Below are 22276 nucleotides of genomic sequence, written 5' to 3' on the forward strand. Positions count from 1 at the left end.
CAATCTACGCCGCCGATTGCCGACAGCCTGAGCGCTGCTCGCCAAAATTCGGCACCCCTTTTTGACAACACTTTGACATCCTCCCCCCGCTAAAGCAGGGGGATTCCCAAAATCACTTTTGAGACTTTCTGCTTCTTCGCAGTTGCCCTCCAGACGTATGTCTATCAGGTCTTACACCCGCTCCACAGACTGTAACCGTGTGTCCCACGGCCAAAATATTCCCAGCGGCATTTATATCCCGGTCATGGTGCGCCCCACACTTAGGACAGTCCCATTCTCGGACGCTCAATGGCAACCGCTCAACAATGTGACCACACTGTCCACAGCGTTTAGAACTGGGAAACCATCGGTCAATCTTCACCAGTGTCCGACCATACCACTGGGCCTTGTATTCCAATTGCCGTACCAGTTCACCCCATCCAGCATCACTGATGGATCGGGCAAGCTGACGGTTCTTGACCATATTCTTCACAGCCAACGACTCGATTATGATCGTTTGGTTTTCACGTATCAATCGAGTCGTCAACTGGTGCAAATGGTCTTTTCTGGAATCAGAGATTTTCTGGTGAATCTTGGCAACTTTCAACCGCGCCTTATCCCAATTGCGAGAGCCTTTTTGTTTGCGACTCAAAGACCGCTGCGCCTTACGGAGTCGTTTGTAGTAGCGGTTAAAGTGCTTGGGGTTGGCAATCTTTTCCCCTGTACTCAGGGTAATGAGACTGCTCATCCCTACGTCCAAACCAACCGACGGGTCGACGGGCTGCAGTGTCAACTCTCTGGGGTCATCAAACCTCAGACTGATGTACCACTGTCCAGCAGGGTTAAGCCTGATGGTCACCGTGGATGGTTCAACACCATCTGGAAGCCGTCTCGACCAGAGAATATTCGGCGGTTCGTTGCACTTTGCCAAGAATACTTTTCCGTCTTTCCACCTAAAAGCAGACTTGGTGAATTCTGCGCTACCGCCATTGCGTTTCTTTTTGAAGTTGGGATATTTCGCCCGACCTGCAAAGAAGTTACTGAAAGCAGATTGCAGATGTCTCAATGCCTGCTGCAAGGGAACACAGCTAACCTCATTCAAAAACTGAAGGTCATCTTGCTTCTTCCACTGAGTAAGCAAGGCAGAGGTTTGAATGTAGTCAAGTCTCTCTTTTCGTTCATACCAGGCTTCTGTTCTCGCTGCCAGTGCTCGATTATAAACCAACCGAACACAGCCCAATGTTCTCCGAAGCAGGGATTCCTGCTCGGTCGTTGGGTAGAAGCGGTAACTGAAAGCCTTTTGCATACTTTAAATTATACTCGTTATTCTGTAAATAGCGCAACTGTACTTAGAAGTTACATACTGCCGCTCCTATCCCTCCCCTCCCTAAAGGAAGGGGTCTCTCGGAGGTAAAGATGACGGTGGACTCCTAGCCCTCAGCGATCGCCCGCCGCCTCTGACCTGCGATCGCAAGCCTGCAATTGTGCAAGCAGAACGCCGATCCGATCCAACCCCGCCCGCAGGTGGGCCGTTGTTTCCCCTGCTTGATTGACAACCATGCTAAAGACCAGGGGGCGATCCTCAAGGGGCTCCACATAGCCTGCTAGGGCAGCCACCCCTCGCAAAGTCCCTGTTTTGGCCCAGAGGCGATCCTGAGCTGCCGTATCCCGCAAACGCTGGCGCAGGGTTCCGGATCGCCCCGCAAGGGGGAGCGATCGCCGCCACAACGAGGCATGATCCGAGCGCGCCATTTGTTGCAACAGCGTCACTAAACCCTTGGGGGTCAGCCAATTCTGCCGCGACAGTCCGGAACCATCCACTAACACCGCCCCTGGCACTCCCATCTGCTCCAAGTAACGTTGGCGATAACCGGGTTGCGCCGCCTCCAGAGCTGCAAAGAGCATTTCCGCATAGAAATTGTCACTCTCCTGGAGAATTGGCAAGATTAACCTGCTCAGGGGGGGCGAAGCATGGCGCACCAATACATCCGGTAACGGCTCTGCTGTTTCCATCGGGCGAATCTGCTGTACCTGAATGCCCGCTTGGGCAAAGGCACGCTGCACCTGCTGCTGAAGATAGGGGATTGGCTCCCTCAGGGGAATGGGCATTTCTGCTGGCTCACTGCCCCTATGGAGTTGACCGCGGACAATGATCTGCTGGCCGCGCACCTCACTTTCTAGGAATTCTGGTGCATCGGTTGGCACAGTACGGGTTTCATTCACCACTGGCCAAGGAAGATCGCCCTCTGGCGGCTGGAGAATCAAGGGTTGAGCCAACCCTTGGGGCGTTGCTATGAGCTTGAGGGCATTTTGATTGATACTTAAGCGAGTCACGACCGCTACATTGCCCATCGTCAGGTCTTCGATTGCCCATGTGGGTTCAATCCTCACGGGTGTGACGCCGCCCAGCTCCAGGACTTGAATCTGGCGAATCCCCTGCTGAACAAGGCGAGTGGCCATTTGTTGCAGGTCTTGGCTGCTGAAACTGGGATCAAAACTGCCCTGAAGACGCAGGGTTGTTCGGTCGGGCGATCGCGCACTCAAGGTGGTGACAAACCGATGACTCGCTCCCCAGTAGTCAAGGGCGGCAGCGACCGTGGTGAGCTTCACATTCGAAGCCACCAAAAAGAGCTTTTCCCCTTGGTGGTTGTAGAGCACCTCGCCACTCCTCAAATCCTCGACCACAATGCCCCACTGTCCCCGTTGCCATTGGGGGTTTTGGATTTCCTGGGCAATCGCGCGGGCCAAGTCTTGGCGGCACAGACCAAAGGCGGCAGGTGAAACCAGCAGGAGAAGAAGACTAGCAGGGGGCAGAAGCCATCGAAGCCATACCATGAGGCACGACGTCCTTGACATAGACGCGATCGCAGCGCTGCGTTTCCACACCCGTGGCTGGGCGATAGCCCGCCTTCTCGTACAAATGCACAGCCGCCCTCATCACTGAGGCGGTTTCAATCCAGATTTTGCGGTAGCCCGCCCCTTGAATGGCTGCCTCGAGATGGTGCAGGAGAAATGTCCCTAGGCCTTGGCCACGCACCCGCGGATGAAGGTACATTTTGCGAATTTCCACAGCCGCTTCACCCCGCTGAATGGGATAGAAAGCAATTGTGCCAACGACTTCCGCCCCTTGCTCCACCACCCAAAATTGTCCACCCCGGCGATGGTAGTACTCTTCCACGTGAACCACATCGGCATCGGCACCCTCGGGTTGCCAAGCAAGGCCAAACTCACTGAGGACATTGGCAATGAGGTGTATGACCGCTAGCCGATCGCGATCGCACCAATGGCGCACCCCACAATCCCCATAGTGAAGAAAAAACGCACTCAAGGACGGCTGCCTCCAGTAGAATGACAGTCCTTTTCCCAGAAAGAGAACCCAGGCAAAAGCATCAAAACCGGTGTGTCTCAACCGTCGTCGTGAAGACCGGCCTTTGTGCCGCCCACTGCAAAAAGAACTGTACTGCCACTCTAACGATTCAGGGAGAGGCTCGCAAGATCATTTGGCTACTGTTTTTATCTTGGTTTTACCTTTGCTGCCGCCGTCACTCCCCTAATCGCCAATCTAGTATAGGAAAAGATGCTGAACAAACGGACGATGCAAGACTTTGGCGTTGTGATTGTCGGCGGTGGTCTAGCAGGCTGTCGGGCTGCTTTGGAAATTTGCCGCCTGGCCCCGGAAACCCCCATTGCCCTTGTGAGCAAAACCCATCCCATTCGTTCCCACTCCGTTGCCGCCCAAGGGGGCATTGCCGCTACCCTCAAAAATGTGGACACCGAAGACTCTTGGGAAAGCCATGCCTTTGATACAGTCAAGGGGTCAGACTTTCTGGCAGATCAGGATGCTGTAGCCATTCTTGCCCAAGAAGCCCCCAGTGTGGTGATTGACCTTGAGCACTTGGGGGTACTCTTTTCGCGTCTGCCCGATGGCCGCATTGCCCAACGTCCCTTTGGCGGTCACACTCACCCGCGCACCTGCTATGCAGCCGACAAAACGGGGCATGCCATTCTCCACGAACTCTACTGCAATCTCCTGAAGTACAATGTCACCTTTTTCAGCGAGTGGTATGTGCTGCGGCTGATTGTCGAGGACCAGCAGGCCAAGGGGGTCGTTGCCTACCACATTGAAACAGGTCAACTGGACATTCTACGGGCACCCGCCATTCTTTTTGCCACAGGGGGCTATGGTCGGGTCTTTAATACCACGTCGAATGATTTTGCCTCCACTGGGGATGGCCTAGGGATGACGGCCCGGGCAGGCTTACCCCTTGAGGATATGGAGTTTGTTCAATTTCACCCGACGGGGTTGTATCCAGCGGGGGTCTTGATTTCTGAGGCGGTGCGCGGCGAAGGGGCTTATCTACTCAATGCCGAGGGGGAACGCTTTATGGCACGCTATGCTCCCAGTCGTATGGAACTGGCTCCCCGTGACATTACCTCGCGGGCGATCGCCATCGAAATTCGCGAAGGGCGGGGCATTCACAGTGACGGTTCTGCGGGTGGGCCCTTTGTCTATCTCGATGTCCGCCACTTGGGTCGGGAAAAAATCATGAATCGCATTCCCTTCTGTTGGGAGGAAGCCCATCGCTTGGCGGGGGTGGATGCGGTGGTAGAGCCGATTCCTGTCCGTCCGACGGTGCACTACTCAATGGGGGGTATTCCTGTCAATCTCAATGGGCAGGTGCGGGCCAATGCCACGGAGATGGTGACCGGCTTCTATGCTGCTGGCGAATGTGCCTGTGTCTCGGTGCATGGTGCCAATCGCTTGGGCAGTAATTCTCTCTTAGAATGTGTCGTCTATGGCCGGCGCACCGGTGCCGCGATCGCTAAGGATTTACCGAGCCTGCCCCGCCCCCAATTGGACCCCCAGTTCTACCTGCAGGCGGCGGCGCGGGAGATACAACACCTCTTTGACCAAGGAGGGGACTTGCGCATTGCCCAACTGCGGCGGCAGGTACAGGATTGTATGACCCAATACTGTGGCGTCTTTCGCACGGCTGACTTCATGGAGAGGGGCTTAGCGGAATTGCAGCGGCTCAAGGCTGCCTATGGCCGAGTTCGCCTTGACGATCGCCAGCGCTATTGGAATACCGAACTGATTGAAGCCTTTGAACTAGCCAACCTACTGATTGTTGCTGAGGTAATCCTCAGGAGTGCCCTTAGCCGCCAAGAAAGTCGTGGTGCCCACTTCCGTGAGGACTATCCCCAGCGGGATGATGTCAACTACCTACGCCATACCCTAGCCACCTATGACAGCGACGGCATCAGAATTGACTATCTGCCCGTCACCATTACCCTGTTTCCCCCCCAAGAGCGCAACTATTAAGCCATGCGACGGTTCCCTGCGACCCCTGCCCTCAACCGTTTTATTATTGGCATCACCCTCTTTGTGCTCATCATGTTGGTGGCGGTGGTGGGCTACACCAGCTTTGGCTGGAACTGGCTCGATGCCCTCTATATGTACGTGATCACGGTCTTTGGCATTGGCTACAGTGAAGTGCGACCCCTGATGACGCCGGCGCAGCGCTTCTTCAACATGATGATCATTGTCGCTGGCAGTGCCGCAACCGTTTATACCATCGGTGCGGTGGTGCAACTGTTTACCGAAGGGGAGATTAAACAGCTCCTAGAGATGCAGCGGGCCAGCCGCGACATTAACAAACTCAACCGCCACGTGATTGTCTGTGGTTTTGGCCGCATTGGCCAGGTGGTGGCTCAGGAATTAACCGCCAGCAAAACCCCCTTTGTGATTTTGGATGTCAATGAACAGCGCATTGATTTAGCCCTACAGTTGGGCTATTTGGCCTATTTGGGAAGTGCGGTGGAGCAGGAAACGCTACAAGTGGTGGGCATTGATCGGGCGATCGCCCTCGCCACGGTGCTGCCCAATGACACGATGAATGTCTTTATTACCCTGACGGCCCGCTCCATGAATCCGAGTTTGCTAATTGTGGCCCGGGCGAATTTAGCCACCACAGAATCGAAGCTACGTATGGCAGGGGCAGATCACATTGTCTTGCCGACAAAAATTGGCGCCAGTCAAATGACAAACCTCATTCGGCGGCCGCGCATTGATTTCCTCGAACAAACGGGCGATCGCGAGACCCTCAACGACCTCTTGAGCCATATTGATGCCCGCCTTGAGGAACTGGAAATTACCCCCGATTACCCTTATGTGGGCACCCGCTTGACGGGACTGGAGGTACGCGGCGAAGGGGCCTTTATCATTGTTGGTTTACGCAAGAGTGATGGCCAATTATTCCCGGCCCGCGCCAATCCCCTTGTGGAAGTGGGGGATACATTGATTTTATTGGGTCATGCCCAAGATGCCCCCAAGGTAATTCGTAAATATACCTACCGCGCCCGCCACCCCCAATGACCAATGAAATGGGATACAAGCTCCATCCTTTTAGGACGGCTTTTTTTGATTTCTAATATATTCCTTAAGCACCTCTAACGGTGCTCCTCCAACAGATGCCGCAAAATAACTAGGGCTCCAAAGTGATTCTTCATGGGGTTTTGGTAGTGCAGCTTTTCCATATCGACGACTAGATACACCTTTAAGCGCATTTACAATCTGCGAAACAGAAAGTTTAGGAGGGTACTCAATTAGCGCATGGACATGGTCTTCTTCGCCGTTAAATTCAAGAATCTGGAAATCCATCTTCTTAGCGACTTCTCGAAACGATTTCTCGATCAGCTCTAATCCCTCAGCGCTAAGGACTGGCCGGCGATACTTAGTCACGCATACCAAATGAATCTTTAGGTCCGTAACACTGTGTCTCCCTTTACGAAGATGACTTGACATTGCCTGTAGACCAACCTATAATCTAGCTACAGACCAATTATAGCACAACCAATGAAAGCTAGATATAGATATCGTTTCTATCCCACAGACCAACAACGACAACGCCTAGCTCAGTTGTTTGGCTGTGTCCGTGTGGTATGGAACGACGCACTGGCAATTTGTAAACAATCTGATTCATTGCCAAAAACTAGTGAATTGCAAAAGCTAGTAATTACCCAAGGGAAGAAAACACCAGAGCGGCAATGGTTGTCTGATGTTTCTAATGTCCCGTTACAGCAGTCCGTTGCCGATTTAGGAGTTGCCTATAAAAACTTCTTCGATTCAATTAAAGGTCGGCGAAAAGGCAAGAAGATCAACCCTCCTAGATTTAAAAAGAAGACAGAAAGACAATCCGCCAGATTTACTACCTATGGTTTTTCAATTAAAGGCGAAGAAGTTTATCTAGCGAAGATTGGTAATGTCAGACCAATTTGGTCAAGAAAGCTTCCTTCTAAACCAAGCTCAGTTACGGTGATTAAAGATGCTGCAAATCGATATTTTCTCAGTTTTGTCGTCGAGATCGACCCAGTTCATCAACCTGCAAGTAATCCTTCTATCGGCATTGATTTGGGAATTAAAGCGTTTGCTACTTTAAGTACGGGCGAAAAGATTGATGGCCCTGATTATTCCAAGTTAGACAAAAAGATCAGGCGAAAACAACGCAAACTGGCCCGTCAAGTTAAAGGAAGCCAACGGCGGGAGAAAACAAGACTGCAAATCGCTAAGCTTCATAGTCGGATTTCAGACATTCGCAGGGATTTCTTGCATAAAGTGTCTACCCGCGTGGTTATCGAGAACCAAGTGATCACACTGGAAGACTTGAATGTCTCTGGAATGGTGAAGAACCGCAAACTCGCTAGAGCAATTAGCTTGCAAGGTTGGCGAGAATTCAGGGTTTTAGTTGAGGCTAAGTGCACGAAACTAAACCGTGAGTTCATTGTTATCGACCGATGGGAGCCAACCAGTCGGACTTGCTCAACATGCGGTTTTAAATGGGGCAAAATCGATCTATCTGTCCGCTCTGTTGTATGTCTAAATTGTGGTACAGAGCACGATAGAGACGAAAATGCCGCAAGAAACATAGAGAAAGTCGGGATAGGGCATTGCCACGACTATAAATGGACGCAGAGGGGGAGTAAGACTACTTCGGTAGCATCACCCAGTGAAGCGTCAAGAATCATCGCACTTTAGGGCGGTGAGTATGTCAAACCCCCCTCTTATCTTGCTGACCTCAAGGATCACGTCATCATTTGCGGCTATGGTTCGCTGGGGCGCACCTTAGCGAGGAACTTGGCCGCCGCCCAAATTCCCTTTGTGGTGATTGACAACCAGCGGCAGCGACGACGGCTTGCCCAGCAGTCAGGGCACCCTTTTTATCGCGGTGACGATCTGATGGATGAAAATGAGCTCTTGGCCGTGGGGGCCGATCGCGCTCGCACCCTGGTGGCCGTTTTGGACGATGATGCCAGCAACGTCTTTATTACGCTGATTGCCCGTCGCCTCAATCCCAAATTGCAAATCTTGGCCTATGGTGAATTGCCCACCACAGAGTCGAAGCTGCGTTTTGCCGGAGCAGATCATGTGGTCTTGCCCTCCAGTATCAGCGCCCAGCGCATGGTGCAGCTCATTACGCGCCCCACAGTATTGGATTTTCTGGAGGAAAAAGAGGAGCGCAGTCACCTCATTGAGCTCCTCAGCCAACTTGATCTCCAGATTGAGGAGTTTACGCTGCCCCTAGAGTCGCCCCTAGCAGGGCTAGCGATCGCCGATGTGGAAGCAAAAGGCCGCGGGCGCTTTATTATTGTCGCTGTTCGCCATCAGAACGGTGCCCTGGTGACCCATCCCCCCTTAACCCTGCCCCTAGCGGCGGGGGATACCCTGATTGCCCTTGGCCAAGCAGCGGAAATTCAAACCTTCTTCCGCCAATATGCCCACCGCCAAAGGATTCGCTATCGCGGCCTAAGACGTTAGCCCTTCAGGCCAGCACCAGTTTCTGAGGGAATAATGTATCGCTGCAAGCAAATAAACACAATGAACACGGGCACAATTGAAATCACTGAACCAGCGGCAATCAGTCGCCAATCTAAGGAAAACGTCCCCGCCAAGGTTACCACACCAATGGGGAGGGTATACAGTTCTGGCTGATCCAAGACCAGCAATGGCCAGAGAAAATCACTCCAAGCGCCAATAAAAACAAAAATCCCAAGGGTAACGAGGGCAGGGCGAATGGCAGGCAGCATCACAAACCACCACAACCCCACTTCTGAGCAACCATCGAGACGAGCCGCCTCCTCTAGTTCTTTGGGCACCGCCATAAAGGCCTGTCGCAATAGAAAGATGCCAAAGGCAGAAGCCAAACTCGGCAGAATCATTCCCAGATAGGTATTGCGCAGACCCAAGTGCACCGCCAAAATAAAGAGGGGAATCATGATGATTTGAAAGGGGATCATGATCGTGGCCAAAATGGCGGTAAAAATCACCTCACGCCCGCGAAAGGAAAGACGAGCCAAGGGATAGGCGGCCAAAGCCGAAGTTAGAAGATTACAGCCCACCGTTAAAACCGCCACCAGCGTACTGTTGAACAGGTACTGGCCAAAGGGATTCGTTTGCCACACCGTTACAAAATTTGCCAATGTGGGTTCGGCGGGAAACCAGCGGGGCGGAAAGGCAAAAATATCTTCATTGGCAGACTTAAAGGCGGTACTGGTGAGCCATACCAAGGGCAGGAGCATAGCAATCGCGATCGCCCCCAACAGGAGGTAGGTCAAGGCTCGCCGCAGGGTCATCGCCGTGTCCAGAGATTGGTAAACATCATCAACAGACCACCAATGACAATGGCGATCGCCAGACCACCCGTTATCCAGTCGAGGGTTGTCGTTTCCATCTGCAATTTCCCAAGGGTACGCTTAAACACTGCTAAACACTGCGCAGGGCAACAATCGGATCCAGCCGCGCTGCCCGCTGAGCCGGAACCACTCCAAAGAAAAGGCCAATACTGCCCGAAACACCGACAGCGAGAGCCACAGCAACGGGGGCAACGCCAGCCTCTAGGGGGGTCAGGATCGCCACCAGCATGACACCGCCTACCCCCAGCCCGGTACCAATTAGGCCACCGAGGGCAGAGAGGATCATTGCCTCAATCATAAACTGTGCCAGTATATCCCGCTGAGTCGCACCAATGGCCTTGCGCAGGCCAATTTCTTGGGTACGCTCTGTCACGGACACCAGCATAATGTTCATAATGCCAATACCCCCCACCAGCAGTGAAATGCCGGCGATCGCCGCCAACATCAAGGTCAGGGCATTGCTGATATTGCCGATAATTTGCAGGGCTTCCTTTTGGGTTTGAATCGTAAAATCATCCTCATCCACAATTTGATGCCGTAGCCGCAGTAGGTTGGTTATTTGAAACTTAGCGGCATCAATGCTTTGCTCATCGCGGGCAGACACCGAGATAAAGGTTAAGGAAATCCCATAGGGCGATCGCTGCCCAACAATGCGGGAAGACATGGTCGTAATGGGAATATAGGCCGCCTCATCCTGATTATTGCCAAGGAAGGCACCCTTTTCAGCCATGACGCCAATCACCTCAAAGGAAAGATTCTTAATCCGCACCTGCTGACCCACAGGATTTTCGTTGATAAAGAGCTTCTTGGCCAAATCCGAGCCTAAAATCACAACGCGGCGATGCCGTTGCACATCCTCATCGGAGATAAAGCGCCCCTGCGCCACTGTAAAACTGCGCACTGAGGGAAATGTCGGGGTGGTACCCACAATCAGCACATTGGTGTTGCGTCCTCGATAGGTTACCCGTTGTTGCAGTTGGATTTGCGGGGCGACTTCCTGAACCGTGGGCACTTGGGTGGCGATCGCCTTGGCATCCTCAAGCACAAGGGTTTGGGGCACATTAGACGTGCGGTTACGGGCTTGGGGGGTCCCCGGCACAATAAAAAGCGTATTGGGTCCCAAGGATTCAAACTGGCTGGCGGCATAACGCTGTGCCCCCTGACCGACGCCGACCATGGCAATCACTGCTGCATTGCCAATGATAATGCCCAACATCGTTAGGCCACTGCGGAGCCGATTGGCCTTGAGGGTGGCGATCGCCATGCGCACGCTTTCGCCAATATCCATAACTTGGCACCGAAAACACCTATTTTTAATCTAACTTGAGATTTTCTTTGCCCTCAGACCGCCCGTCGTGGGGTCAGGCTTGCGGTAGGGGAATACTTTTGCCGTTGTAGCGATTCATGGCCACCTCAACCCCAGACTGAATACTCAACTCAATGGCATCCACAGCCAGGTCAAGCACAGCGGGTAAAATGGCCAGTTCAGTGGCTGAAAAATGCCCCAAAACAAAGGGCACCGCGTTGCGAGGTCCCGTCTGCTGCTGCAGGCGATCGCCAAAGGCAATGCCCACCTTAAGGCGAGGAAACTGTTGGGAATGACAATGCTGAATAATGGATTTAATCCCGTTGTGTCCCCCCGTTGAGCCACTCAGGCGCAAGCGCAGTCGCCCCAGGGGCAAATCGGCATCATCATGGACCACAAGGGTTCGCTCGAGGGGCAGCTTATAAAAATTCAACAGGGCATGGAGAGATTGCCCCGAGCTATTCATGTAGGTGGTGGGCTTGAGGAGCCGCACCTTTTGACCCTGAATCAGTACCTCTGCCACCTCTCCCAAGAAGCGCCGCTGCTGAGTCAGCTGCACCCTATACCGCTGCGCAAGAGTGTCGAGGACACGAAAACCAACATTGTGGCGAGTTGTGGCGTACTCTATTCCCGGATTTCCAAGACCAACAATGACACAGGGCTGGAGTGCCATGCCACCTAAGGGGAGATTTCCCGAGGCGATTCAGCCTCTGCCTTGGCCTGTTGTTCCTCCTCAAGGGCAGCGGTCTGCCGCTTGATTTCATCTTGGAATTCGCGGGAGGCTTCCTCAAAGGCGCGCTTCGTTTTGCCAAGACTGCGGCCAATTTCCGGTAGCTTCTTTGGACCAAAGATGAGCAGTGCCACCACCAAAATGACGATGAGTTCCGGCAGACCGATCCCAAAAACGTTCATGGATTATCCCAGTGCCTTCCAACTCACGTTAACACCATCGAGGATCAGTGTCGAGTTGTAGATCTCCAGAATGATGAGCAAAAAGACCAAAAATAGCCCCATAAAGACCGCCATCAAGGGAGTGGTCCCCCAACCGGGGGCGACTTTACCGTATTCAGAGTTCAAGGGGCGCAGAATATCCCCAAGCCAAGTCCGTCGTGCCATAAATTCCTTTTTTGAACGAAATGAACAGCGTTTTAATGTTTCGTAATATTATAGAAGCATATCTTGCTCCCATTTAGTAGGCTTCTATGGAACCTGCAACAGTTCTTAGCATTGCTCTTGCTGCCGTCTGCATTGGTGTGACTGGCTACTCGATTTACCTTTCCTTTGGCCCCCCCTCGAAGGAGCTAGCGGATCCCTTCGATGATCACGAGGACTAAAATTACAATCCTTCAACGGGAACCCCCAAAAAGCTGGCGATCGTTGCTCCCTGGGTTTCCAATTCGGCCAAGGGTAGCGGCGCCCCCACACGAGTCAAGGGGACTTCACCCCGGCCTTTAATCTTCAGGTAGAGAGACCGCTTTGGGTTGAGTCCCTCTTTAATGACAATTTTCACAGCTTGGACATCGCTAATGGGGCAGCTGACCTCAATTTGGCGGTTTTTACCGGGGAAGCCCCAGCGAAAAATGCGCACAAAGCCCGTTTCTTTGTTGAACTCATTAAAGCCACCGCCCACATCCCAGGCGATCGCTAGCCACAAATAGGTTGCCAACAGGAGCGCCGCCACGCCATAAAAGCCAATGGCAATCCCTTGGGGAATAAAGACCAAATCAATTGGGTTGCCGATGGGCAAGAGGTTGCGGTGCAAGTAGCTAGAGAGGCCAGCGAGAAAGAAACCGAGGCCCCCAATGGAGACCGCCGTTGCCCAAAAGTAGTTACTAGGGCGACGGGATCCCAGCACCGGATAGCGCAGAACCGACTCTTGACGGGGGGATGGCTCAGTGATAGGAGAATTCGTCATAGCTCGCGTTGCCAAAGTTAAAGCACCTTACATATTAAGAGAAATTGGGGGTATTCCCAAAGGAAGCATCCCTGTGCTCCACAATGCTCTACATAAAAGCTAGGCTAGAACTACTCCTGGGTGGCTAATTCTACCTGTGGAGTAGGGAAGTCCGAAAAAGGGTTTTTCTTGCAATCCATACAATACAAATAGTTAGAAACTATAAACAGGGGTCAAAGGGTCAGCTATGCAACCATCTAATCCAAATCAATTTACCGAAAAAGCATGGGCAGCGATCGCCCGCACGCCGGATCTGGCCAAGCAGGCACAGCATCAGAATCTGGAAAGTGAACACCTGATGAAATCGCTGCTAGAGCAAGAGGGACTGGCGACACAAATTTTCCAAAAGGCTGGCTGTTCGGTGCAGCGAATTCGGGATCTGACCGACGAGTTTATTAGCCGTCAGCCCAAAATCAGTCATCCCAGCGGCGTTTACCTTGGACAGAGCCTCGACAAACTTCTCGATCGCGCCGAAGAGGCCCGCAAACAGTTTGGCGATGAGTTTATCTCAATTGAGCACTTGGTGTTGGCCTTTGCCCAAGACGATCGCTTTGGCAAGAAACTCTTTCAGGACATTGGCCTTAGCGAAAAAGTGCTGCGGGAAGCAATTCAGCAAATTCGTGGCTCCCAAAAAGTGACGGATCAAAACCCAGAGGGTAAATACGCGGCACTGGAAAAATATGGCCGTGATCTGACACTCTTGGCTCGCCAGGGGAAACTGGATCCGGTGATTGGCCGCGATGATGAAATCCGCCGCGTGATTCAGATTCTCTCCCGCCGCACCAAAAATAACCCAGTACTGATTGGGGAGCCGGGGGTGGGGAAAACCGCGATTGCTGAAGGCCTGGCACAGCGGATTGTGGCCAGGGATGTGCCCGATTCCCTGCGCGATCGCCAGTTGATTGCCCTGGACATGGGCGCCTTAATTGCCGGTGCCAAGTATCGTGGTGAATTTGAAGAGCGCCTGAAAGCTGTTCTTAAGGAAGTCACAGATTCCAACGGTCAAATCATTCTCTTTATTGATGAGATTCACACCGTTGTTGGCGCAGGGGCAACCCAAGGAGCGATGGATGCCGGCAATCTCCTCAAACCCATGCTGGCACGGGGGGAACTGCGCTGCATTGGCGCCACCACCCTAGATGAGTACCGCAAATACATTGAGAAGGATGCGGCCCTTGAACGGCGCTTCCAGCAGGTCTATGTGGATCAACCCAGTGTGGAGGACACCATCTCCATTTTGCGGGGCCTCAAGGAACGCTATGAGATCCACCATGGTGTCAAAATTTCCGATACGGCCTTGGTGGCAGCAGCGACACTCTCGGCCCGCTACATTAGCGATCGCTTCTTACCCGACAAAGCCATTGACTTGGTGGATGAAGCGGCGGCCAAATTAAAAATGGAAATCACCTCGAAACCTGAGGAACTCGATGAAATTGACCGCAAAATCCTGCAATTGGAGATGGAGCGGCTCTCGCTGCAAAAAGAAACCTCGGCGGCTTCCCGCGATCGCCTTGAGAAACTCGAAAGAGAGCTAGCCGACCTCAAGGAGGAGCAAAGCCGCCTCAATGCCCAGTGGCAAGCGGAAAAAGAAGTGATTGACCGTCTCCAATCCATCAAAGAGGAGATCGAAAAAGTCAACATCGAGATCCAACAAGCGGAACGCAACTACGACCTTAACCGTGCCGCCGAACTCAAATACGGTAAACTCACAGAACTCCACAAAAAACTGGCGGAAGCCGAAGCCAAACTGCGGGAGATTCAAGTGGGGGGTCGCTCCCTATTGCGGGATGAGGTGACCGAGGCCGACATTGCTGAAATCATCTCCAAATGGACCGGCATCCCCGTGAGCAAACTGGTGGAGTCGGAAGCCCAAAAACTGCTGCACCTTGAAGAAGAGCTGCACAAACGGGTGGTTGGTCAGGATGAGGCGGTCTCCGCCGTCGCCGAGGCCATTCAGCGCTCCCGTGCTGGGCTAGCGGATCCCAATCGTCCCATTGCCAGCTTCATCTTCCTGGGGCCAACGGGGGTCGGTAAAACGGAATTGGCTAAAGCCTTGGCCGCCTTTATGTTTGATACTGAAGAGGCGCTGGTGCGCATTGATATGTCCGAGTACATGGAAAAACATGCCGTGTCTCGGTTGATTGGGGCACCCCCTGGTTATGTGGGCTATGACGAAGGCGGTCAACTCACGGAAGCGATTCGCCGCCGTCCCTATGCCGTCGTTCTCTTCGACGAGATCGAAAAAGCCCATCCTGATGTCTTCAACGTGTTCCTGCAAATTCTTGATGATGGCCGCGTCACTGATTCCCAAGGGCGCACCGTGGACTTTAAGAACACGATCATCATCATGACCAGCAATATTGGTTCCCAGTACATTCTCGATGTGGCCGGCGATGACAGTCGCTACTCAGAAATGTACAACCGCGTTATGGAGGCGATGCGGGCCCACTTCCGACCCGAATTCCTTAACCGCGTGGATGAATTTATCATCTTCCACAGCCTGCGCAAGGATCAATTGCGGCAAATTGTTCAATTGCAGGTGCAGCGGTTGCAGCAACGCCTGAGCGATCGCCACATTACCTTGTCCCTCACTGAGAAGGCGATCGACTTCTTGGCCGAAGTGGGTTACGACCCTGTCTATGGTGCCCGTCCGCTGAAACGGGCCATCCAGAAACAACTGGAAACCCCCATTGCCAAAGCCATCCTGCGGGGCGACTTCTTCGATGGCGATACGATTCTGGTGGATGTGGGCGAGGACGAACGCCTCAGCTTCCGGCGCCAAGTGGAACTCGCCACCGTCTAGGCGCAACTGAAGCTCAGACGGGAGGACTGAGTGGGGCTATCCCTTCAGTCCTCTGTTGATCCTCTTTTGATGGGTGGTACTGTCCAGTTCCTTCGCCGGCCTAGCCGATGCCGCCGGTGTTCAGCATAGCTATGCCAATAACGAGAGATTAGGCGGCACAGGAATCGCCTCATCAATAAAACCCTTTGACCCTGCATAGATCCGGGCTCGCTTCGGTGCACTGATTAAAGGAGCATGGGAATGGGCAGCAACGTCTTTCCAATCCAGTGTCCAAGGACGACGGGGGACCACCGTGGGCGCTCAGTTATCTTGCTTTAGCCAGCAATGGATGGGGGCGCGACTCACCTGAAAGACTGGAGTAGTCTGGTCGCTCCCTTTCGAAATAGTTATAGTTGCCACTCCCAATCGTCAGAGCACTGCCAGATCAAAGAAACCGGCTGCTAGACAGTCTGGGGGTTATCCATACCAGCAAGGATGGCACCTATCCCATGGCGTGTGACTCCCCTTGTGGGTGTTAGAAGGCCAACAAGGAGGGAGAAAAAGAGCGTAGATCCTAGGCTGTGACGGTATATTGGATTCAGGCTGCCCGCCCCAATCTTTGGTGATGAGGAAACTTGTGTTCATAGTCGGTGAGCAACAGCAATGGTAAGTTCTGGTCCCCAGCCCCGTCCAGAAGGGTTTGCTGCTCTGATGCGGAACAGGAATTTCCTCAAGTTATGGGGCGGTCAAATTATCTCCCAAGTGGCGGACAAAATTTTTCTGGTCCTCCTAATTACACTGGCGGTTTCCTACGATGCCAGCTATGAGCTGCCGGGCTCTAAGGCCTCAGCCGTCATGATTGCCAATACGCTACCAGCAGTTTTCTTTGGTTCAACGGCGGGCACCTTTGTGGATCGCTACCCAAAGCGGGAGCTAATGAGCATTACCAATATTTTGCGGGGGCTACTGGTCTTTGCCCTGATCTTGATTCCAAAGCGGTTTACACTGCTACTCCTGATTGCCTTTTCTGAGTCCATCCTGACGCAATTCTTTGCCCCAGCAGAACAGGCGGCAATTCCCCTGCTGGTGAAGGAGGAAAATCTCCTCTCGGCAAATGCCCTCTTTATCACAACAATGATGGGGTCACTGGTGGTGGGATTTGCCATTGGCGAGCCATTGCTCAGTGGTGCTGTGTCCATTGGCGGTGTCTATGCCCGTGAAGTTGTTGTCGGTACGCTGTATGTCATGGCGGGGTTGGTTTTAGCCTCGATTCGCTACCGAGAAGCAGTTGATGAGCGCGATCGCCCCCTGAATGTTTGGCAGGACTTGCGGGAGGGGTTTGACTACGTGCGCAAAAATCGCCTCTTGGGCAATGCGATGCTCCAGTTAACCATCCTCTATTGTGTCTTTGCCGCCTTGACAGTGTTGGCAGTCAGTATCGCCCAAGAAATTGGCTTGCGGCCCAACCAGTTTGGCTTTCTCTTGGCTGCCGCAGGGTTGGGGTTGATTTTAGGGGCGGGGGTTTTGGGTCAATGGGGGGAGAAATTACATCATCGGCCCCTGCCCTTGATTGGCTTTCTGGTGATGGCAGCCGTCTTGCTGGTCTTTGCCTTTGTGCATCATCTGTGGGTGGGTCTGGCCTTGAGTATTTTGCTGGGAATGGGAGCCTCTTTAATTGGTATTCCCATGCAGACACTGATCCAGATTCGGACGCCTGCGACGATGCGGGGTAAGGTCTTTGGCTTCCAAAATAACATTGTCAATATCGCCCTCAGTGTGCCCTTGGCGATCGCCGGCATTCTTTCCGACTTCCTTGGCCTCACGGTGGTCATGGTGGGGCTGGCGGCTATCGTGGCGATCGCTGGGATTTGGGCGTGGCAGAATACACGAGTGGTTCTTGAGGATGCGATTTAGGAGAGAGGGATGCCCCTACTACATTTGAGCACTTGGCCAGAGGTGGAAGCCTATCTCAACACTTCCAAGGGGATGATTATTCCCATAGGCTCTACGGAGCAGCACGGCCCTATGGGGCTAATGGGTACTGATGCCCTCTGTGCTGAGGCGATCGCCAAAGGGGTCGGAGAAATCACCCAAGCTCTTGTTGGCCCCACCATTTCCGTGGGCATGGCTCTACACCATACGGCTTTCCCCGGCACCATTAGTTTGCGCCCTAGTACCTTGATGCTGGTGATTCGCGACTATTTAGTGAGTTTGGTACGCGCAGGCTTTCAACGCTTCTTTTTCATCAATGGTCATGGTGGCAATATTGCTACACTAAAGGCAGCCTTTGCTGAAACCTATGCCATCTTGACAGATTTACAAATTCCAGAGGCCGATCAAGTGCGCTGTGAATTGGCCAACTGGTTTATGTGTCCTTCCGTGGTGCAGCTGGCGCGAGAATTGTATGGCGATCGCGAGGGTTCCCATGCCACCCCCAGTGAAGTTGCCGTGACCCAATTTCTCTATCCAGAGGCTATTAAGCGGGTTCCCCTCAATCCCGAAGTCAATAGCAGTCATGCTATCTACAGTGCGGCAGATTTTCGCCGCCGCTATCCGGATGGTCGGATGGGATCAGATTCCAGTTTGGCCACCCCTGAGCATGGACAGCAATTTTATCAGCGGGCTGTTCAGGAGTTGAGCGATCGCTACCGTCAATTTCTTCAGGCCGACTAAATGACTGTCTCTCTCCCATCGCAAACATGGCAGTGGCAAGGATACCCAATTCTCTATCGCCATCAAGGTAGCCAAGGTCCCCCCCTGCTTCTGATTCACGGCTTTGGTGCCTCTAGTTTGCATTGGCGCAAAAATATTCCTGCCCTTGCCGCTGACCATCGAGTCTACGCCATTGATTTGTTGGGCTTTGGGGGCTCCGCTAAACCCGCTCCCTCCGCGATTCCCTACACCTTTGAGACGTGGGCAACCTTGGTTTTGGCCTTTTGCCGTGAGGTGATTGGCCAGCCTACCGTTTTTATTGGTAACTCTATTGGCTGCGTGGTCGCTTTACAGGCAGCTGTTTTCCAGCCAGCGTGGGTCAGTCAATTGATCCTGCTCAACTGCTCTCTGCGGCAGCTTCACGATCGCAAACAACAGCAACTCCCTTGGTACCGCCGCTGGGGAACCCGCCTACTCCAGCGACTTTTAGCCAATCGCACCCTTGGCACCTACTTTTTCCGCCAAATTGCTCAACCCCGTGTTGTGCGCCGCATTCTCCACCAAGCCTATGCCAACGCTGCTGCGGTCACCGATGAACTAGTGGAGATATTACTCACCCCTGCCCAAGACGCTGGGGCTGCCGATGTCTTCCTAGCCTTTGTTCGTTATTCCCAGGGCCCCTTACCCGAAGACCTGCTACCGCAGATCACCTGCCCCACCTATTTCCTTTGGGGCGCTGCCGATCCTTGGGAACCGATGGATGAAGGTCAAAAGTTAGCTGAGTTTCCCTGTGTGCGGGAGTTTGTTGCCTTACCAGAGATTGGCCATTGCCCCCAAGATGAAGCACCTGAGCAGGTGAATGCCCACATTCTGAAATGGTTGGGCAAAATTTCCGTCAGCACCTAGGATGTGCGCTGAACTCATGGTATACTAGTGAAGCTTGACGGGGCGTAGCGCAGCTTGGTAGCGCACCACTTTGGGGTAGTGGGGGTCGTGGGTTCAAATCCCGCCGCTCCGATCTTGAAAGTAACTGAAAACTTGGTTAGGGCGATCGCTCTGTTTCTGCACTTTGACGGTGCACTGTATTATTCCTATCGAGCGATCGCTCCTCTAGGGTGAACCCGTTGACCCCGCAGCTGATCAAGACCGTCTCGCCACTTGGGCGCAGGGGGTTGTCATGGATAAGCAGCAATAATCAGCAAATCGTCATCGCTCCCACTTTAGAGGAGAGTCTTGAGGGCAACCCGCTTAATTAAAGCAGATGCTGAGAGAATCCCAGTGGCCTGAGGGGGCGATTTCTTTCAACTCATCAACGGAACAAAATTTTCTACCCCCTTGGTGCTTTCTATACCTTTCGAGGCGCCCAATAACAACCTGAGCCTCGTCAATGGTCAATCCCGGAACACGCTTCTTAAGACTCTCCGCATCTCTATAGCTGTTGATGCGAATAGTGCGCCGGTTTTGTGATCCGGTTGGGGAGGACCCTAGGATGTTGCTAAGGGTTTTAACCTGTGCTGAGAGATGCATCACCTGCTGAGATTGCTTCGCCATTTCTTGATGGATGCTTTCTATCTGTTTTTTGAGCGGTTGCAGATGGCGATCGAGGATGTTTGTGAATCCTGAGACTGACAAAGGTGACTGTAAGTAGGACCCTTCCTGTTGAGAGGGATGCCCTTGGGCATGGATTTGCATCAGCCTTTTGATCCGCTCTTGGAAATCTGAGACTTCTTGGTCATCCGCCAGTTCAACTCTGGTGGCCCACAACTGCTTAATCCCCAATTCCCGAGCAAAGTCGACAACTTCCTTGCCAAAGACAACTTCGTACTCTACATCTCTTGCCGGCGTGGTGACTGAGCGAATAATTAGGGGAATCAGGTTGGTTTGGTACTTTTCTAGATCTTCACGGATCAAGGTTGGTGAAACATACAGTAGCTCTTGGGGATAGTCATCGGGAACTTTCAGGAGATCAATGTGCACCTGACCCTGATGCACATCGGATAGACCAAGGTACCTTGAGAGTCTGTTGGATTTACTCATGCTGTGCGAAGGTCTCAGTGGAAAGATGGCGCGCTAAATTTTCAAATGTTGTGGCTAGCTCATCAATTGATTCTTGATCTGCTCTTGGCAATTCCCTATAAAGATTTCTACTAAATATGGGCTGCTGTAGATCTGTTGCTCTTTCTATAGCAGCACGCTTAGGAATCCACGTGTTCTCAGGCAAGAGATGACAAACGACAGCATACTCGCGAGCGACCTTCTCAAGGATACCCTGGAGCCTCTGTTGCATCTGCGCATTGACAGCGGAGTTCCTCTGATCGTACATATTAACGGCAATACCCAGAAGCCGCGGCGGGTTATCCATGACAGGCCTGAAGGCTTCTAGGCGCGCCAAGACATACTCAATCGCCCGTATGGGGTAAGGGGCGAATTGTATCGGAACCAGAACGCCATGGGAAGCCATCAAAGCAATGGCGTTGACTTTACCGAAGGCGGGGGGTGGATCAATTAGAATGACATCGTAGGGGTGGTTTTTTAGCTTTCTTTGCAGGACGCGATCGATATCTATTGTCCTGATCAGGTCCGCTTCTTGGTCTGCGAGGCGAATGTGGGAGGGAACAACGTCTAAGCAGAGATTGTCCCAACGCTTTTGATAGACGACTTCTTCGAGGGTGACCTTTGGTTCTAGGAGGAGGTGAGCGATGTCTTTCCTGCCTTGATCCTCAATATCCTTCAAGGGATCAATGCCTAAACCAATGGTCAGATTCGACTGCGGATCAATATCAATGAGTAGCACACGCTTGCCCGTAGCAGCAAAGGCAGCACCTAGGTTCAGGGTAAGGGTTGTTTTTCCCACTCCCCCTTTATGATTAAAGACAGTAATAATCATGGAAGTCCGCTGCGGATGTGTTAAGGGAAAAGCATAATTTTTTTGCAGTACTTTTTCAAGGTGATGATAAATCTTGAGTTGCCCTTGGGTTAAGCGGCTCACGAGCATTTCAGCGGCATTGCGGTGCAATACCTTGGTCAGTGTTTGAATGCTTTTTCGATCCAACTGGCCGGCGGCACACTTGAGTTGGCACAGGGGCTTTTTTAGGGGATTTTGATAAAAGAGTTGGTAATCTTTACCATTGATGAGGAGGCCAAAAACCGCCTGAGCTGCTCTCATGTATCCCCGCAGTTGCTGCTGACCCCTGAGCCTTGACTCATTTGAGGATTTCACCTCAATCACAAGGTAGTTGAAGGAGCGATCGCCCGCCAGCGGCAAGCAAATTAGAAAATCGGGATAGCCATTCCCTAGCTTTGGCTTGCTCCAATAGTCTGAAGAGGCATAGCCCCATACCTTTAACAAAGGTAGGATGATCTTCTGTTCAATCTCGGCTTCGTTACCCCTAGGCATCCCTCAGTGTCCTTGCCCTTACCTTCTGAGTAAGTACCAGTGGCTAAAATTAAAGGGAACGCTGGGCCACCAAAAAGGTGTGGGCAACAGCCCAGCAAAGACGCGCAGAACAATGAGTGTGTGGGCAAAAAAGGTCAGAGCCACCCAAAAGAGGGGAAACCAATAGGCACGTGGGTCGCTACTCAGGGGGGGAAACAGTTGATAGCCCAACCAAATTAAGGCGGGAGGCAAGGTTACCAATAAAATTGCCAGGATAATCGCCGTATAGGTGAGGCGAAGGGGGGGAGTGTTGAGCGATCGCCAGTTGGTACCCGTCCACTGCCAGCGAAATACCATGGCGCTGTCTTCGATCCGTGCTGTTTGATGGACAAAATCCAAGCTGAGAATATGGCGGCAAAAGTTACAGGCATAGGTATCCATCAGTACCATCGGCGCAATTTGCCCGTGACGGCAGACGGGGCATAAATAGACGCCATTGGCTTCCAAGGGCTTAGCAGTGGTGGACTCTGGCATAAG

22 protein-coding genes and 1 tRNA gene are annotated in these 22276 nt (G+C 52.6%); 10 read left to right on the forward strand and 13 right to left on the reverse strand.

The window, feature by feature from the left end; translation table 11 throughout:
* Positions 1-112: 112 nt before the first annotated feature.
* The 3 genes from TLL_RS06975 to TLL_RS06985 all read right to left on the reverse strand — a co-directional run bounded on the left by TLL_RS06975 (position 113) and on the right by TLL_RS06985 (position 3307).
* Positions 113-1285 (reverse strand): RNA-guided endonuclease InsQ/TnpB family protein, encoded by a 1173-nt coding sequence (locus tag TLL_RS06975; protein ID WP_011057214.1) that lies wholly within the window; start codon positions 1283-1285, stop codon positions 113-115.
* Positions 1286-1416: 131 nt separating this feature from the next.
* Entirely contained in the window at positions 1417-2814 is a 1398-nt protein-coding gene (gene dacB / locus TLL_RS06980) for a D-alanyl-D-alanine carboxypeptidase/D-alanyl-D-alanine endopeptidase (RefSeq protein ID WP_011057215.1), read from the reverse strand.
* Positions 2780-3307, reverse strand: a complete 528-nt coding sequence (locus tag TLL_RS06985) for a GNAT family N-acetyltransferase (protein WP_164920861.1) — start codon at positions 3305-3307, stop codon at positions 2780-2782. The genes dacB and TLL_RS06985 overlap by 35 nt, the downstream gene beginning before the upstream one ends.
* 267 nt (positions 3308-3574) lie before the next feature.
* Between TLL_RS06985 and TLL_RS06990 the strand changes: the two genes are divergently transcribed.
* Together TLL_RS06990 and TLL_RS06995 are read left to right on the forward strand one after the other, a co-directional pair.
* On the forward strand, positions 3575-5302 hold the full coding sequence (locus tag TLL_RS06990; protein ID WP_164921162.1) for a succinate dehydrogenase/fumarate reductase flavoprotein subunit: 1728 nt from the start codon (positions 3575-3577) through the stop codon (positions 5300-5302).
* Positions 5303-5305: 3 nt separating this feature from the next.
* A complete protein-coding gene (locus tag TLL_RS06995) occupies positions 5306-6355 on the forward strand; it encodes a potassium channel family protein (RefSeq protein WP_011057218.1) in 1050 nt (349 codons plus the stop codon).
* 30 nt (positions 6356-6385) lie between these two features.
* Here TLL_RS06995 and tnpA read toward each other — a convergent pair whose 3' ends face one another.
* Positions 6386-6784 (reverse strand): IS200/IS605 family transposase, encoded by a 399-nt coding sequence (tnpA, locus tag TLL_RS07000; protein WP_011057219.1) that lies wholly within the window; start codon positions 6782-6784, stop codon positions 6386-6388.
* 51 nt (positions 6785-6835) lie between these two features.
* On the opposite strand from tnpA, the gene TLL_RS07005 reads away from it, so the two are divergent.
* Together TLL_RS07005 and TLL_RS07010 are read left to right on the forward strand one after the other, a co-directional pair.
* Positions 6836-8014, forward strand: coding sequence for an RNA-guided endonuclease InsQ/TnpB family protein (locus tag TLL_RS07005; RefSeq protein WP_011057220.1), 1179 nt, complete (start codon positions 6836-6838; stop codon positions 8012-8014).
* Positions 8015-8071: 57 nt separating this feature from the next.
* Positions 8072-8794: a potassium channel family protein gene (locus tag TLL_RS07010; RefSeq protein ID WP_269441377.1), complete on the forward strand. Its 723-nt coding sequence runs from the start codon at positions 8072-8074 to the stop codon at positions 8792-8794.
* Here the strand turns inward: TLL_RS07010 and TLL_RS07015 are convergent.
* The 5 genes from TLL_RS07015 to psbH all read right to left on the reverse strand — a co-directional run bounded on the left by TLL_RS07015 (position 8791) and on the right by psbH (position 12091).
* On the reverse strand, positions 8791-9609 hold the full coding sequence (locus TLL_RS07015; protein ID WP_011057222.1) for a carbohydrate ABC transporter permease: 819 nt from the start codon (positions 9607-9609) through the stop codon (positions 8791-8793). The two genes, TLL_RS07010 and TLL_RS07015, sit on opposite strands and share 4 nt — an antisense overlap.
* 130 nt (positions 9610-9739) lie before the next feature.
* Positions 9740-10957: an ABC transporter permease gene (locus tag TLL_RS07020; protein WP_011057223.1), complete on the reverse strand. Its 1218-nt coding sequence runs from the start codon at positions 10955-10957 to the stop codon at positions 9740-9742.
* Between the two features lie 73 nt (positions 10958-11030).
* Entirely contained in the window at positions 11031-11648 is a 618-nt protein-coding gene (gene pth, locus TLL_RS07025; RefSeq protein WP_011057224.1) for an aminoacyl-tRNA hydrolase, read from the reverse strand.
* A 5-nt stretch (positions 11649-11653) separates the two neighbouring features.
* Positions 11654-11887, reverse strand: a complete 234-nt coding sequence (locus tag TLL_RS07030; protein ID WP_011057225.1) for a TatA/E family twin arginine-targeting protein translocase — start codon at positions 11885-11887, stop codon at positions 11654-11656.
* Positions 11888-11890: 3 nt separating this feature from the next.
* Positions 11891-12091 (reverse strand): photosystem II reaction center phosphoprotein PsbH, encoded by a 201-nt coding sequence (gene psbH / locus TLL_RS07035; RefSeq protein ID WP_011057226.1) that lies wholly within the window; start codon positions 12089-12091, stop codon positions 11891-11893.
* A gap of 86 nt (positions 12092-12177) precedes the next feature.
* On the opposite strand from psbH, the gene psbN reads away from it, so the two are divergent.
* On the forward strand, positions 12178-12309 hold the full coding sequence (gene psbN / locus TLL_RS07040; protein WP_011057227.1) for a photosystem II reaction center protein PsbN: 132 nt from the start codon (positions 12178-12180) through the stop codon (positions 12307-12309).
* A gap of 2 nt (positions 12310-12311) precedes the next feature.
* Here the strand turns inward: psbN and TLL_RS07045 are convergent, their stop codons facing one another.
* Positions 12312-12890 (reverse strand): photosystem I assembly protein Ycf4, encoded by a 579-nt coding sequence (locus tag TLL_RS07045; protein ID WP_011057228.1) that lies wholly within the window; start codon positions 12888-12890, stop codon positions 12312-12314.
* Positions 12891-13116: 226 nt separating this feature from the next.
* Here TLL_RS07045 and clpB point away from each other — a divergent pair, with 226 nt between their 5' ends.
* From clpB to TLL_RS07070, 5 genes are all read left to right on the forward strand, one after another.
* Entirely contained in the window at positions 13117-15732 is a 2616-nt protein-coding gene (gene clpB / locus TLL_RS07050; RefSeq protein ID WP_011057229.1) for an ATP-dependent chaperone ClpB, read from the forward strand.
* A gap of 642 nt (positions 15733-16374) precedes the next feature.
* Positions 16375-17625 (forward strand): MFS transporter, encoded by a 1251-nt coding sequence (locus TLL_RS07055; protein ID WP_011057231.1) that lies wholly within the window; start codon positions 16375-16377, stop codon positions 17623-17625.
* A 9-nt stretch (positions 17626-17634) separates the two neighbouring features.
* Positions 17635-18384 (forward strand): creatininase family protein, encoded by a 750-nt coding sequence (locus TLL_RS07060; RefSeq protein WP_011057232.1) that lies wholly within the window; start codon positions 17635-17637, stop codon positions 18382-18384.
* Positions 18385-19269, forward strand: a complete 885-nt coding sequence (locus TLL_RS07065) for an alpha/beta fold hydrolase (protein ID WP_011057233.1) — start codon at positions 18385-18387, stop codon at positions 19267-19269.
* Between the two features lie 38 nt (positions 19270-19307).
* Positions 19308-19381, forward strand: a tRNA-Pro gene (locus tag TLL_RS07070).
* A 230-nt stretch (positions 19382-19611) separates the two neighbouring features.
* Here the strand turns inward: TLL_RS07070 and TLL_RS07075 are convergent.
* The 3 genes from TLL_RS07075 to TLL_RS07085 all read right to left on the reverse strand — a co-directional run bounded on the left by TLL_RS07075 (position 19612) and on the right by TLL_RS07085 (position 22273).
* The gene (locus tag TLL_RS07075) at positions 19612-20274 is read right to left on the reverse strand and encodes a hypothetical protein (RefSeq protein ID WP_164920862.1); all 663 of its coding nucleotides are present in this window, start codon (positions 20272-20274) and stop codon (positions 19612-19614) included.
* 118 nt (positions 20275-20392) lie between these two features.
* Positions 20393-21712, reverse strand: a complete 1320-nt coding sequence (locus TLL_RS07080; RefSeq protein WP_164920863.1) for a ParA family protein — start codon at positions 21710-21712, stop codon at positions 20393-20395.
* 66 nt (positions 21713-21778) lie between these two features.
* Complete coding sequence (locus tag TLL_RS07085) at positions 21779-22273, reverse strand: hypothetical protein (RefSeq protein WP_011057236.1); 495 nt, start codon at positions 22271-22273, stop codon at positions 21779-21781.
* Between the last annotated feature and the right edge of the window lie 3 nt (positions 22274-22276).

The sequence above is a fragment of the Thermosynechococcus vestitus BP-1 genome, assembly GCF_000011345.1.
Classification (GTDB): domain Bacteria; phylum Cyanobacteriota; class Cyanobacteriia; order Thermosynechococcales; family Thermosynechococcaceae; genus Thermosynechococcus; species Thermosynechococcus vestitus.